General features: G+C 51.8%; 11 protein-coding genes. 4 read left to right on the top strand and 7 right to left on the bottom strand.

Annotated elements, in window-relative coordinates; genetic code table 11:
* The first annotated feature begins 171 nt into the window (after window positions 1–171).
* Window positions 172–771 (top strand): TetR/AcrR family transcriptional regulator, encoded by a 600-nt coding sequence (locus tag EDM55_RS14215; RefSeq protein ID WP_092268469.1) that lies wholly within the window; start codon window positions 172–174, stop codon window positions 769–771.
* A gap of 32 nt (window positions 772–803) precedes the next feature.
* Here EDM55_RS14215 and EDM55_RS14210 read toward each other — a convergent pair whose 3' ends face one another.
* Genes EDM55_RS14210 through EDM55_RS14205 form a run of 3 tightly spaced genes read right to left on the bottom strand, consistent with a single transcriptional unit; the run spans window position 804 to window position 3958 of the window.
* Window positions 804–2495, bottom strand: a complete 1692-nt coding sequence (locus EDM55_RS14210; RefSeq protein ID WP_246070915.1) for a peptide ABC transporter substrate-binding protein — start codon at window positions 2493–2495, stop codon at window positions 804–806.
* Between the two features lie 2 nt (window positions 2496–2497).
* The gene (locus EDM55_RS30280) at window positions 2498–2671 is read right to left on the bottom strand and encodes a hypothetical protein (protein ID WP_170184387.1); all 174 of its coding nucleotides are present in this window, start codon (window positions 2669–2671) and stop codon (window positions 2498–2500) included.
* Window positions 2672–2689: 18 nt separating this feature from the next.
* Window positions 2690–3958: an ATP-binding protein gene (locus EDM55_RS14205; RefSeq protein WP_246070914.1), complete on the bottom strand. Its 1269-nt coding sequence runs from the start codon at window positions 3956–3958 to the stop codon at window positions 2690–2692.
* Between the two features lie 182 nt (window positions 3959–4140).
* Here EDM55_RS14205 and EDM55_RS14200 point away from each other — a divergent pair, with 182 nt between their 5' ends.
* Window positions 4141–6633: a U32 family peptidase gene (locus EDM55_RS14200; RefSeq protein WP_122960577.1), complete on the top strand. Its 2493-nt coding sequence runs from the start codon at window positions 4141–4143 to the stop codon at window positions 6631–6633.
* A 29-nt stretch (window positions 6634–6662) separates the two neighbouring features.
* Window positions 6663–6893 (top strand): DUF1128 domain-containing protein, encoded by a 231-nt coding sequence (locus EDM55_RS14195; RefSeq protein WP_092268467.1) that lies wholly within the window; start codon window positions 6663–6665, stop codon window positions 6891–6893.
* Window positions 6894–7004: 111 nt separating this feature from the next.
* On the opposite strand, the gene EDM55_RS14190 is transcribed toward EDM55_RS14195, so the two are convergent.
* Complete coding sequence (locus EDM55_RS14190; protein ID WP_122960576.1) at window positions 7005–8501, bottom strand: DHA2 family efflux MFS transporter permease subunit; 1497 nt, start codon at window positions 8499–8501, stop codon at window positions 7005–7007.
* Between the two features lie 134 nt (window positions 8502–8635).
* Complete coding sequence (gene fabF, locus EDM55_RS14185; RefSeq protein WP_122960575.1) at window positions 8636–9877, bottom strand: beta-ketoacyl-ACP synthase II; 1242 nt, start codon at window positions 9875–9877, stop codon at window positions 8636–8638.
* A gap of 129 nt (window positions 9878–10006) precedes the next feature.
* Between fabF and EDM55_RS14180 the strand changes: the two genes are divergently transcribed.
* The gene (locus EDM55_RS14180) at window positions 10007–10849 is read left to right on the top strand and encodes a helix-turn-helix transcriptional regulator (protein WP_122960695.1); all 843 of its coding nucleotides are present in this window, start codon (window positions 10007–10009) and stop codon (window positions 10847–10849) included.
* A 64-nt stretch (window positions 10850–10913) separates the two neighbouring features.
* Here EDM55_RS14180 and cimA read toward each other — a convergent pair whose 3' ends face one another.
* Both cimA and EDM55_RS14170 read right to left on the bottom strand, forming a co-directional pair.
* Window positions 10914–12536, bottom strand: a complete 1623-nt coding sequence (gene cimA, locus EDM55_RS14175; protein ID WP_122960574.1) for a citramalate synthase — start codon at window positions 12534–12536, stop codon at window positions 10914–10916.
* Window positions 12537–12759: 223 nt separating this feature from the next.
* The gene (locus EDM55_RS14170) at window positions 12760–13878 is read right to left on the bottom strand and encodes a YheC/YheD family endospore coat-associated protein (protein WP_092274708.1); all 1119 of its coding nucleotides are present in this window, start codon (window positions 13876–13878) and stop codon (window positions 12760–12762) included.
* Window positions 13879–13983 lie beyond the last annotated feature (105 nt).

Here is a 13983-nt window from a genome sequence, read left to right as displayed (position 1 = left end):
GGCTTGGTACGATATAATAATTATTCATTATGATATATAAATATACAATTCACTTTATCAGAAGTCTATCCCTTTTTTCGATGCCTTTCCACCTGTTCGAAAGGATAAAATTCTTGTGCAGGTAATGATTATGCTATAATCAAGCTTATCAGATGAGGAGGTGTCGCCTTTTTGACGACTCGACGCGAACGAAAAAAGCGGGAAACCCGCGAGAAAATCTTTAATGCCGCGATCAAGCTGTTCAAAACGCACGGCTTTGAAGGCACTACTATTGACATGATTTCCGAAGAGGCGGATGTCGCTCGCGGAACGATCTTTCTGCACTTCACCTCCAAAGAGGCCATCCTCGCCAACTGGGGCTACGAACGGCTGCAGCAAATCGAGGAGCGTCGTGAGGAATGGGACTACGATGACAACTGCAAGGCGAAGGTGCTGAGGATTTACAAAATCATGAACGAAGTGACGATCACCAACTTTGATTTTATAAAGGTCGTTGTGGAATCCTCCATGAAGCATCGCAAAGTGCTCGAAAATGAAAAAAACGTGTACTTCGAGCTGCGGCAGCTGTTTGCAGACCTGATCGAGGAAGCACAAGAAAAAAAGCAGCTCAAGAGCAAATTCAATCCGCTCGTGGCTGCCAACATGCTGGAAAACATCTATTACAATGCGCTGTATGACTGGGTACGCAGTGAAGGTGCCTGGGCCTTGGAAGAAATCATGGAAGAAAAGGTATCCATTGTATTTGATGGGCTGATCGAGGAAACCTCCTAACGATTCGCCCATCTTTTTTGTTTCAAAAATGCTTATTCAAAATGTGCCCACTTGTACTGCACATTCCCCAGACCGGAGATGACGACATCCTTCAAATTTGGATTTTTCGCATAGACCGTGGATTTGAAGTAGAACGGAATGACCGGCATCTCATCAACCAGGATCTTTTCCGCGTCCTGCAGGATCGCTTTGCGCTTCTGTGCGTCCTTTTCCTTTGAAGAGGCAGCCAAAAGATCGGCGAATTCTTTTTTCTCCCAATTGGTATGGTTGTTTCCTTCCTTGGTCCGGAAAATCTCGAGGAAGTTGATCGGGTCGTTGAAATCACCCGTCCACCCCATCCGTGCGACCTGATACTTGCCATTCTTCACATTTTCGTAGTACACATTCCACTCTTGATTTTCCAGCTTCACGTGTACACCGAGATTCTTTTGCCACATGTCCTGCACGGCCTGTGCGATTTTCGCCTGCGCCTCCTCTGTATTGTAGGAAAGGATGATCGGCGGCAGCTTATCTACGCTTGCGTAGCCCTCCTCCTTCATTCCTTCCGCTAGAAGCTGTTTGGCCACTTCCACATCATTGTCGGTAAACAGTCCTTTTTCGTTCTCCGCAAACATCGTAGGAGGTACGATCGCAGTCGCGACCAGCTCGCCTCCCTGCGTCACGTTGTCGATCAAATCTTTGCGGTTGATCGCATAGGCGAAGGCCTGGCGAATCTTTTTATTGTTGAACGGCTTTTGCAGCGTGTTGAATTCGTACCAGTAGGTCCCTGCTTTTGGTGCGATCTCCAGCAGGCCCTTTTCTTTGAGTGACTCCATCGCGTCGAGCGGCAGGTTGCCTGTCGGTGCTCCCGCCCAATCCAGGTCGCCGTTTTCCAGCATCGACAGTTCTGTATTGGCGTCGTTGATCATGTTCATCTCGATTTTCGCCAGCTTTACAGACTGTGCATCCCAGTAGTTTTCATTCTTTTCCAGCACGAGCTTGGTCTTGTGCTCCCAAGCTGTCAGCTTGAATGGACCGTTGGAGATGTAGTCTTGCCCTGCTTCCTTCGCCCAGTCCGGATGCTCCTTCACGACTTTGGCATTCAAAGGGAAGTAGGTGTAGAAGGCCGTCAGCTCGAGAAAGAAGGGTGTCGGGTTTTCCAGCTGGACGACCAGCGTTTTGTCGTCCTGTGCCTTTACGCCGATCTCTTCGGGCTTCGCTTTGCCATTGAACGCTGCTTCTGCATTTTTTACATAGAACAACTGATACGCGTACTCGGAACCATTTTTCGCATCCAGCGCCCATTTCCAGGCGTACTCAAAATCCTGTGCCGTTACCAGATCGCCATTGGACCATCTGGCATTGTCCCGAAGCTTGAAGGTATAGGTCAACAGATCGTCGGAAGCTTGAATGGTCTCGGCGATGGCCGGCTGCGGCACACCGTCTTTATCGATGCGGGTCAGCCCTTCAAACGTTTGGAAAATGACGTTCGACGACCACACATCTGTGATCAGTCCAGGGTGCAGAGACAGCGGCTCTGTAAAGTTGTTCAGGCGCAGCACCTGCTCTGCTTGCTCCGGCTGCGGTGTAGAGGGAGCGGGTTGGGCTGCCGGTGCAGGCTGGTTCGATTCACTCGGTTTCGCAGCCTCCTGGTTTTGGGCACATGCTGCCAGCGAAACGGACAAGCCTGCTGCCAAGACGGTCTTCCACGCGCGATTCCACCACTTCTTTTGCATATGTATCATTCTTATTCCCCTTTCGAAGGGAGCTCTTGCTGCTGGTTCTGTCGCTGCCATTCTTTCAGCTCAGCCTTGATTTGATAGAGCTCTGCTCGCGTTTCCAGCTTGAATGCCTTCATCTCACTTTTGATGCAAGCCAGTTCGTGAAAGAGCTTTTCCCACATTTCCTGATCCTTTTCCATGCTCGCCTCCTTTCGGCATCAAGGCTCTGCAGGTAAATGGATAATGACCTGCGTTCCCTTGCCCCTTTCACTTTCAAACAAAATCCTGCCATTCAGTGCTTCAATAATTCGGCAAGTCACCATCAGTCCCAGTCCGGTCCCTTTCTCTTTTGTTGAGTAAAAGGGCAGACCGATCTGCTCGATCTGCTCGGGAAGCATTCCCTCGCCTTGATCATGGACCCTCACTACTGCCAAGTTTCCATCCATCCCGACTGAAACGTACAGACTGCCCCCTCGCGGCATGGCTTCAACGCCGTTTTTCATGACGTTCATCAGCGCCTGCTTGAGCTTGCTGGAATTGCTAATAACATGGGCTTGTCCTTTGGATTGCATTACTACCTCTACCCCGCTCATCAGGGCGTAGGAAGACATCAATGCCGTCACCTCTACGACGATTTGCGACAGCTCGATCCGCTCCATGACATCTGCCTGAGGCTTGGCCAGATTCAAATAATCCGAGATGATGAATTCCGCTCGATCCAGCTCGTTTAGAACCAGCTTGATGTACTCTCTGTTTTTCGGATTGGTCTCCTCGCGCAGCAGCTGGATAAAGCCACGGACTACCGTGAGCGGATTGCGCACCTCATGCGCCACACTCGCGGCCAGCTCGCTGATGAGATTCAGCCTTTCCGATCGTTCGATTTGGAGCCGAATCATATATGACTCCCTGATAAACTCCACCAAGTAGACTGTCCCCATGAGCGTCAAAAGGTAGAGGAAGGAAACCGTCACAATCGGCACCAAGTGGATGTAAATCTTCTCGAACGACAACCCCTGCATCAAAAAACAGATCGTTGTAATGTTGACCGCTACAAACTCTTTGATGAAGCCCATTACAAAGGTCAACAACAGCTTCTTCGGAAAAGAAAAGCCGTACCAGCGCTTTATCAAAAGAAAGGGGAGTATAACGTACAAGCAAAAGGAGATCGCGGCCACTACGAAGCCGTCTCCCCCCAGATAGAGGCGGTACCCGAGCATCACAGCTGCTGCGAAAATACCAGGAATCGCTCCACCGTAAAGAATCGTGATGATGAGTGGGATGGAACGCAAGTCAAACCGCATTCCGCTATCCATATGAATAGGAAAACTCATGCAAAAAATAACGCTCAGTGAACTCAGGAGCATGACCAGTGATGACTTGATGCCGACTTTATTTGCCTTTTTCTGATCCAACCAGACATTTTTGTACAACAAGACAGGGACGATAATAAATAACAGTTGAAGCAAAATGTCTTTGATGATGAGCATGTCAGTTCCTCGGTTTTGGGATAGAATATTTGGACTTTTCTTACAGAATACCATTTCCTTTATTCTGAATGGAAGGCGCTTTTTCAACATCTGCCAGTACTGATGTTTTCCTTGCGATGGCCTCTACATTTCCCTATGATGTAGATAGCTTGTTTGAAGACCTTGGAGGTAATGAGAAACCCATGCGAAATGGTATCAAACGTGAAGATATTGAGCTGTTGGCTCCTGCCGGCAACTGGGATTGCTTGAAAGCCGCTGTTGCCAATGGAGCCAATGCCATCTTTTTTGGAGTCGAAAAGTTCAATGCCCGTGCTCGAGCGGAGAACTTCCATATGGCAGATTTGCCAGAGATTATGTCGTATTTGCACATGTATGGAGTAAAAGGGTTTTTGACCTTTAACATTCTGGTATTTGAAAACGAGCTGGAGGATGCGCGTGAGCTGATTGACGCCTGTATCCACGCCGGGGTCGACGCTGTGATCGTTCAGGACCTCGGACTCGTGAAGCTGATTCGAGAAATCTCCCCTGACTTCCCGATCCACGGATCTACCCAAATGACGATTACCTCGCCGGAAGCCGTTGAGTTCACCAAGCCGTTTGATATTGAACGCGTCGTGCTCGGCCGGGAAAACTCTTTGAAGGAGATCAAAAAAATCGGAGAAAAAGCCAAGCTGCCGATGGAGGTATTCGTCCACGGTGCTCTTTGCGTTTCCTATTCGGGCCAATGCCTGACCTCGGAAATGTGGGGCGGACGCTCAGCAAACCGCGGAGAATGTGCGCAGGCTTGCCGCCTTCCTTACGACTTGATGGTGGATGGCGTTCAAAAGGATATGGGCAACATCGCCTACGTCCTGTCCCCGAAAGATTTGGCGGCGCTCGAGCTAGTACCTGAGCTGATCGAGGCAGGCGTTACTTCCTTTAAAATCGAAGGTCGTCTGAAATCGCCGGAGTACGTAGCAAACGTCGTCAGCAAATACCGCGCAGCGATCGACCGCTACTTTGACGGTCGAGACATATCGCCATCCGAGACGGAGATCCGCGAGCTTCAGCAGAGCTTCTCGCGTGGCTTCACGCATGGCTTTTTGGAAGGTACGAACAACAAGCAGCTGGTAGACGGCTCCTTCCCGAAAAGCCGCGGCGTGTATCTCGGCACCGTAAAAAAATTGCTGCCTAGCGCCGTGCTCGTAGAGATTACGGCACCTGTCAAGCGCGGAGACGGCATCGTATTCGACGCTGGAGACCCAACGCAAAAAGAAGAAGGCGGACGCATCTACGACATCCTCTCCCGCAGCAAAAAGGTCGAGGGTGAAGTATCGAAAGGCCTCTACGAAATCGTGATGGGCCGAAACGACGTCAACCTCAAGCGTCTGCACGTGGGTGACCGCGTCTGGAAGACCAGCGATCCTGAGCTGGACAGACGTCTGCGCAAAACCTTTGAGACGGAAAAGCCGTACCATACCTTCCCTCTGGCTGTTCATGTGAGCGGCAAGCTCGGTGAGAAGCTGAGTGTGACGTGGGTCGACAAGCTTGCCTCCCATGCCGTTCATATCACCTCGGAGATGAATCTGGAGCAAGCAATGAAACGCCCCCTGACTGCGGAGCTGCTGCACGATCAGCTGAGCAGACTGGGCGGCAGCATTTTCCGTCTGGAAGCAGCCGATTTGACTGTCGATCTGGACGGCGAGCTGATTGTACCCGTCAGTGAATTGAACAGAATGCGCCGCGATGCCGTGGAGCAGCTCGTGTTCCTGCGCTCCAAGCCGCCGGTGTACCGCCATCAGGACGTCAACGTTTATGCGGATGTACCTGCCAAGCAAGCGGTAGAAAAGCCAATGCTGACGGCTCTGTGCCGTTCACTTGCGCAGCTGGAGGCAGCCGCGCAAACAGATGTGGACTTCCTGTACGCGGACTTCGAATTCGTCAAGCAATACCCAGAAGGCGTCAAGCTGGCACACAAGTACGGCAAAAAGATCGGGATCGCCACCATGCGCATCCATATGCCGGATGAAAATGGCGTGCTCGCGTTGATCGCCAAAAGCAATCCAGATGCCATCCTGATCCGCAATACCGGCGCTCTGTACTATTTCCTGTCGCGCCGTGATGAAATCAAGATTCCGTTGATCGGGGACTTCTCTCTCAACGTAGCCAACCATAAAGCAGTAGAGCTGTTCCTCGGTGCCGGGCTGTCCCGAGTGACCCCGTCCTATGATTTGAACATCCAGCAGATGGTTGACTTGCTCAGCCGCTCCCAAGCATCCGACATGGAGCTGGTCATCCATCAGCACATGCCGATGTTCCATACCGAGCACTGCGTGTACTGCACTTTCCTCAGCGAAGGGACCGACCATACGAACTGCGGTACGCCATGCGAAACGTCTCGTGTCTCTTTGAAGGACCGCGTTGGCTTCTCCCATCCGGTCCGCGTCGATACGGGCTGCAGAAACACGGTCTACAATGCAATCGACCAGTCCGGTGCCGAATATTTGAAGGAATTCCGCTCCCTGAACGTGGGCAGCTATCGCATCGAATTCCTCGAAGAAGAGCCTGAGCGTGTGAAGGAAGTCATCAGCCTGTATCGCAAGGCCTTGCGTGGAGAAGTAAGCGGCACCCAAGTTTGGCGCACGTTGAAAGCTACCAACCAGTTGGGCGTCACGCGCGGTCAACTGACCAAATAAAGAACAACTGACGAGGGGAGATCCAAGCAATGGCTGATTTGAACCAACCGACTGTCGAGAATCTTGCTGTTTTGATTGAAGGCATCAAATCCAAACTGAATATGGCCAATACGGCTGTCATGCGCCCGGAAGATTTTGACCTCGCGCATTACGAAGATCTGCTGTATCTGTACAACATGGTGCAAAAGAAAACCGCATTCGGCATCAATGAAATGACGGCGATCGTCGAAGAGCTGGGGGCTATGCGCAAGCAAGGCTAACGCTCTTTTGCCAGCCGCCCGCAAAGTAAGGTGCAAAAAAAGCGTCGTTCCTCCAGGGGACGGCGCTTTTTGCTTTGATTTCGCACTATCGATCACGGATGAGCGGCCCTCCTACGAAGGCTGGGCTGCTCCTTTTTTCTCCCGTACTTCATCCTCTCGCTGACGCGGGTTGCGCAGGAACAGGGCAAGAATCAATGCTGTGATGGCAAAAAGAGTCGCAATCATGAAGGCGTCGTTGGTTCCCATCGCCATGCCTTGCATCGTGGCCAGTCCTACCTGAGCCTGGTCTGCTGGATCGATCTGACTCCCGCGAATAATATTTGCCGTATGGGCAGCACTTTTGGTCGTCATGATTGTCACAAAAAGCGACGTTCCCAGTGCTCCCCCGATGGCGTTCACCGTATTGGACATCGCCGTTCCATGCGGATTCAGACGCAGCGGCAGGGCGTTAAGACCCGATGTCATGACCGGCATCATGAGCATGGACAAGCCTAGCATTCGCACCGTATAGAGCGTGATCAGATAGCCGTAGCTCGTGTACAGGCTCAGTTTGGTGAAACCAAACGTCGTGACAATCGTGATAGCAAGCCCTGTAATGGCGAGATAGCGCGCTCCAAACTTATCAAAGAGCCTGCCCGTAATCGGCGACATAATTCCCATAAGAATACTGCCGGGGAGCATCAGCAGCCCGGATTGGACAGGGGTAAAATGCAGGATGTTCTGCACGTAGACAGGGAGCAAAATCATCCCCGAATAGAGTGTCATATTGACCATCAGGCTGATCAGAATCGCCAGCGTATAGGCAGGTGTCCTGAAAATACGAAACTCCAGCATCGCATGATCAATGCTCAGCTGCCTTCGGACAAACACAATCAAGCTGATACAGCCGATCAGCAGCATGAGGATGACCTCCAGACTGCCCCACCCTTTTGCTCCAGCAGTACTAAAGCCGTAGAGCAGTCCACCGAAGCCCACTGTCGAAAAGATGACGCCCCAGACATCGAGCTTGGGGTTCCCTGTTTCCGTGACATTTCTCAGTAAAAACGTCGACGCGATCAGTACGATAAGAGCGATCGGCAGCACGATGAAAAACAGCACACGCCACGAGTAGTGCTCGACGACCCAGCCTGACAGCGTAGGACCAATCGCTGGTGCAAACACCATCGCGATTCCTACGATGCCCATGGCTGACCCTCGTTTTTCCCTAGGAAACATGTTGAATATCACGTTTGTCATGAGCGGCATGACGATACCGGCTCCCGCCGCCTGAATCACCCGTCCGATCAGCATGACGGAAAAAGCAGGTGCCAGCCCACAGACAAGCGTACCTACGGAAAACAAGCTCATCGACGCGATAAACAGCTGCCTAGTCGTAAATTTCTCCATCAGAAAGGCAGTCGTTGGAATCAGCACACCGTTCACCAGCATGTAAATGGTGATGAGCCATTGCGCAGTCGTTGTATTTATATGAAAATCGTTCATCAGTTTGGGCAACGCCACATTCAAAAGCGTCTGATTCAGTAAAGCTGCGATTGCCCCGGCAATAATGACCCCGAGAATGGTTCCTCGACGCACCTCTGTTTTCTCCGGTTGTTTTTCGTTAACCATTGGCCTAGACTCCTTCACTAACTCGGTATAGGGATGAATCGAGTCATGCCTCGTTAGTATGTGACCCAGCGGTTCTTACCATTCGAGGAGAAAAAAACCTTCCGTCATCCGGAAGGTTTTCCAACAGGCATTCCTTATGCCTGTTCATATTTTTTTACGGCAATGACGGCATTGTGTCCACCAAAGCCAAAGGAATTAGAGATCCCAATCTGCAGTGCTTTTTTCCGTGCGACATTTGGCACATAGTCCAGATCGCACTCCGGATCAGACTCCTCCTGGTTGATCGTAGGAGGTATGAGCCCTTCCTGCAAGCTTTTTACGAGGGCTACCGCTTCCACCCCACCAGAAGCACCCAGCAAATGACCCATCATCGACTTGTTTGCGGTAACAGGAATCCGAGTGGCCGCTTCACCAAACAAACGCTTGATGGCAACGGTCTCAGAACGATCGCCAATCTCTGTACTCGTCGCATGTGCACTGATGACATCGACCTGTTCAGGCTGAATCCCTGCTTCCTGCAGTGCCCACTTCATCGCGAGATACGGCCCATACCCTTCTGGATGCGTAGCGACCATATGATAGGCATCTGAGCTCGCCCCATACCCGATGACCTCGGCATAAATACGTGCCCCCCGACGCAATGCATGGGAGAGCGATTCGAGAATCACGACTCCGGCCCCTTCCGCCATGACAAAGCCATCCCGATTCGCATCAAAAGGACGACTCGCCCTTTGCGGCTCCTCATTTCTTGTGGACAGCGCCGTGGAATTGCCAAAGCCTGCGAGGGACACCTCGGTGATCGCAGCCTCTGCTCCGCCCGCGATCATGACATCTGCTCCGCCCATTTTAATCAGACGAAAGGCTTCACCAATCGACGTATTTCCGATGGAGCACGCGGTCACAGGCGCCATCGTCGGTCCATGCGCGCCGTATTTGATACTGATCATCGCTGCCGCCATATTGGGAATCATCATCGGTGCCAGCAAAGGGCTGACGCGGTCTGGACCTCTTTGCTCCAGGACGGCCTGTTGCTCCAGCAGCGTCTGCACGCCCCCGATACCGGAGCCGACATAGACCCCGAAACGTTCACGATCCACCTGCGCATTTTGCAGTCCAGCATCCTCCCATGCCTGATCAGCGGCTGCTATGGCAAATTGCACAAAGCGATCCATTCGCCTCACTTCCTTGCGTCCAAAAAGCCCTTCCCCATCAAAATCGCGGATCAGTCCCGCAATTTTTGCTTTCTGTTTCGCTGTATCAAATGTATCAATCAACCTAATACCTGATTTGCCTTTGGTCAAACCATCCCAAAACGGATCGACCGAATTGCCCAGTGGCGAAATAACACCTAGTCCTGTAATAACAACTTTTTCCATGGTGATCCTCCTTGTTCTCCTGATAATCCCATCTTTGCACAGCGATTATCCTATTACAAGTTGTTGTTTATCCTAGTATAATAGATACTACTTTAACAGAATCGGTACGAGAGATACGGAGGCATGGACGTGAACAATCAAACGAGACTGCAGGAATTATCCGCCTTTTTAAAAGCACAGCGCGCCAAAATTCTCCCCCAGTCCGTGGGTCTAAGCCCTGGTACTCGCAGGCGAACACCCGGGCTGCGCAGAGAGGAAGTCGCTCAATTGGCGGGGGTCAGCTCTACCTGGTATACCTGGCTGGAGCAGGGCCGGGACATCAAAGTATCCCCCTCTGTCCTCGATGCGGTAGCCAAAGCACTCCAGCTGACTGTCGATGAACGAAAATACTTGTACGCACTCGCGTTGGAGACAGGAACCGGTGCGCTTTTGCGCGAAGAGCAGCAGCCACAAATCAGTCCGGCGCTTCAACGGATCTTGAAAGAGCTGCGCTCCTGCCCGACCATCATTTCCGACCGTCGCTTGCACATCGTGGGCTGGAACGAAGCAGCTGCACACGTCTTTATGGACTTCGAGCAGATCCCGTATGAGCTGCGCAACATGATCCGAATCTTGTTTACGCGAAAGGAATTCCAACGGCTAGCGGTAAACTGGGAGCATTTTATCAGCGGCTTTCTCGCGATCTTCCGGGCGTACTACGGGCAGTTTGTAGAGGACGAGTGGTATGAGCGCTTTTTGCAGGAGATGCGAGAGCTTCATCCCGGCTTCCAATCGTTATGGGAGGAAAGCCGGGTGAGCAGCGCCCCGGAGGTCTTGATCGAGTTTCGCCATGCAAAAGCAGGCAAGATGACGTTCCACCTCACCTCTTTGCAGGTACAGGGAGATGTTGACCTGCGCTGCAGCATCTACACCCCTGACCCGCAATCCTCGACAGAAGCCAAGCTGAACCAGCTGATCAATGCCCAGAAATAAACAGCAAAAACAGCCTGACCGCATCGGTACAGGCTGTTTGTTTTCACGTAATGGCGGATTGCGATCAGTGATTGACGATCCCGACTCGCGCTTCTGTAGGCGGTTGGATGTCGGAGGTCTCGCAGCCCTCTTTCCAAAGCAGGTAGCGAATACTGTCCGCCAGCGCCTCCCAGCTCGCTTCGATGACGTTGGTAGAGACACCGACGGTACTCCACTTCTCGCCGTTGTACGAGGACTCGATTAAGACGCGTACCTTTGCGGCCGTTGCACCGTTCTCGTCCAAGACGCGTACCTTGTAGTCGGCGAGGTGCATTTTCGCAATACAGGGGAAATAGTTTTCCAGCGCTTTTCGCATCGCATTGTCCAGCGCATTGACCGGACCATTTCCATCCGCCGCGGTATGCACGGTTTCGCCATTGATGCTGAGCTTGACCGTAGCCTCAGATGTAATGGCGCGTACGGAGGCCTTTTCCATCAAAATTTTAAAGGAATCCAGCGTAAAGAGATTCTTCATCTTACCGGCAGCTTCCAATAGCATGAGGGTGAGCGAAGCCTCTGCCCCCTCGTATTGGTAGCCCTGGAATTCACGTTCTTTAATGCTGGCAATAATCTGGCGAGCTTCCTCCCGTTCCAGGGATAGGTCGATCTCCAGCTCCTCCATTTTCGCCAACAGATTGCTTTGTCCTGCCAGCTCCGAAACCAGTACTCGGCGGATGTTTCCGATGTTCTGTGGCTCGATGTGCTCGTACGTCTTCGGATCGCGCATTACCGCACTGACGTGGATCCCGCCTTTATGTGCAAAAGCGCTGTGACCAACAAACGGCTGGTTATTCGGCAAGGTCATATTCGCGATTTCAGCAACATAGCGGGACAGCTGCGTCAGCTCCTGCAGCTGCTCGCTGCTGACACAGTGGTAGCCCAGCTTGAGCTGAAGATTGGGGATCACAGAAATCAGGTTGACGTTCCCACAGCGCTCGCCGATTCCGTTGATCGTGCCCTGCACCTGCTGCGCGCCCGCCTGAATCGCTGCCAAAGCATTCGCAACGGCTACGCCACTGTCGTTGTGCGGGTGGATGCCCAAAGGGGTACTAAGGCTCTCCTTCACGCTCTTGACGATATCGTAAATCTCAGTAGGGAGACTTCCCCCATTTGTATCACAGAGGACGATCCAGTCTGCTCCAGCTTCTTCAGCAGCTTCCAGCACGCGCAAAGCATAGCGCGGATTGGCTTTATAGCCGTCAAAGAAGTGCTCAGCCAAGAACAGAGTCGTCATCCCGTTTTGTTTTAAGAAAGTAACCGAATCTGCGACCATGCGCAGATTTTCTTCCATCGTTGTTTTGAGCGCATCCGTGACGTGCAAGTCCCATGATTTTCCGAATATGGCTGCTGCTTTAACTCCGCTTGCAATCAATGCCAGCAGGTTGTCGTCTTCCGCAGCTGCCACATTCGGTCTACAGGTGCTTCCAAACGCCGTTACTTTTGCGTGCGAAAGTGGAATCTCGCGAATTCGCTCGAAGAAAGCCATATCTTTTGGGTTGCTACCCGGCCAGCCGCCCTCAATAAAATCGATGCCAAATTGATCTAGCCGCAGTGCGATCTTTATCTTGTCTTCCACCGACAGGCTGATCCCTTCTCCCTGCGTACCATCTCGCAGGGTCGTATCGTACAGATACACCTTGCTCTCCATGTCTCCACCCATTTCCAAAATTTTTCAGAATAATCTCATCTTTCTAATCTTTAGACCTTATCAAGTATACCATAGCCCAATTCTTAATAGAACTTGGGCCGATATAGGTTTTTTCTATGAACAGATAGGCACAACAATGGACGCTATCTTTCCATTTATGATTCCACATTCCCTCGAAAAAAACAAGAAAGGCAGGAGCGGCCGCATTTGTTTACGGCCCAGCTCATGCCTTTCTCCACCAGTTCGTTTTTGCCTTTTCCTGTTCGTCTTGCTGCAGCAAATGCAACGCATATTCAATCGGCCTGCGCACGGCCAGCCGAAAACGCTCCCTCTGCCCCAGCTGTCGGAAGATGTCCCGCCCTGGCTTGGGATTCATCTCAATGATCCATATTCTCCCTGCCACATCAATCCCTAAATCAAAGCCGAACTCCATCATCTGCCCGAAATGCTCTTCGATTCGCCTCACCGTCTTGAGGGCAAGCTCCTTGCATTCGAGAATGATCCGTGCTGCTTCCTCTTCTCCAAACCTCTGTGTCAAAAAAGTGCCTGCTGGCAGAGCTGTTCCGCCCCCGTGGAGGTTAGAGGTCGACGAACGCGGTGGACCTACGCGCAATCCGATGCCTGTCAAGCGCCATGCTCCGCTGCCATCCTTCTGCGCGAGCAAACGGGCATCTACGATCCTCTCCGGTATTAATTCAAGTGCGAGACCCTGCTGGAGAAAAAATTGCTCGTTTCCGTTCTTTTCTCGCTCCATCCAGTCTTCCATCCGCTTGCTCAAGGCTTTGGTTGTATATAGCTTCTCGCTGCTCTTCGCTTGCAGCTTGGTGCGCCCATGAAGACGATATCCATCTGCCGTCCGCTCCACTCGCAGAATGCTGCGCCCTCCTGATCCATTCGTAGGTTTGAGATACAATAGTCGATGCTGCTGTAACAGAAGAGTCAGGTTTTCACGCGAATAAGGCAAGGTCTGAGGCAGCCAGCGTGCAAGCTCGGGGTCCTGTGCGAGCACCTGATGGACCCGAAATTTATTGGTAAATCGACTATTGGCATAGCGAAACCAGTTTTGCTGACGGAATGGAGGGTAGAGGCTGTGCTTGGGAATCGGATAGTAGCGATAGCGGTCAATGACAATGTCTGGCCAGCCATGCCACCCACTCTTCCAGCCAGATTCCTTTGGTACGTAGCCTCTGATTCTTCTCTCCGAAAAACGGACGTCCTGTGGGCCGAACAAGAACACCTCCGCGCCCAGTTCTTGTCCTTCCTTTACCAGTCTGCGCAGAAAACCAGGTTCAGTAAATCCAGTGTCTCCTCGGTAGGTCAGTATGCCAATCCGTTTTCTCACGGGTGGCATCACCCTCCTTCGTATACGACTGCCTTGTTCCCTCTCCTAGCTTATGGTCAAAGACAGCAAAAAGCGCCTTCCCCTCTACTAGGCGAAAGCGCATAT

The sequence above is a fragment of the Brevibacillus centrosporus genome, from assembly GCF_003710815.1.
GTDB classification, from domain to species: Bacteria; Bacillota; Bacilli; order Brevibacillales; family Brevibacillaceae; genus Brevibacillus; species Brevibacillus centrosporus.
This window is presented reverse-complemented; position numbering and strand designations above follow the sequence as displayed.

Bases quoted from the DNA above. Each gene is read 5' to 3' on its own strand.
- cimA (WP_122960574.1), bottom strand. From the start codon at position 12,536: ATGGAGAGCAAGGTGTATCTGTACGATACGACCCTGCGAGATGGTACG.
- EDM55_RS14200 (WP_122960577.1), top strand. From the start codon at position 4,141: ATGCGAAATGGTATCAAACGTGAAGATATTGAGCTGTTGGCTCCTGCC.
- EDM55_RS14190 (WP_122960576.1), bottom strand. From the start codon at position 8,501: ATGGTTAACGAAAAACAACCGGAGAAAACAGAGGTGCGTCGAGGAACC.
- EDM55_RS14195 (WP_092268467.1), top strand. From the start codon at position 6,663: ATGGCTGATTTGAACCAACCGACTGTCGAGAATCTTGCTGTTTTGATT.
- fabF (WP_122960575.1), bottom strand. From the start codon at position 9,877: ATGGAAAAAGTTGTTATTACAGGACTAGGTGTTATTTCGCCACTGGGC.
- EDM55_RS14210 (WP_246070915.1), bottom strand. From the start codon at position 2,495: ATGATACATATGCAAAAGAAGTGGTGGAATCGCGCGTGGAAGACCGTC.
- EDM55_RS30280 (WP_170184387.1), bottom strand. From the start codon at position 2,671: ATGGAAAAGGATCAGGAAATGTGGGAAAAGCTCTTTCACGAACTGGCT.
- EDM55_RS14205 (WP_246070914.1), bottom strand. From the start codon at position 3,958: ATGCTCATCATCAAAGACATTTTGCTTCAACTGTTATTTATTATCGTC.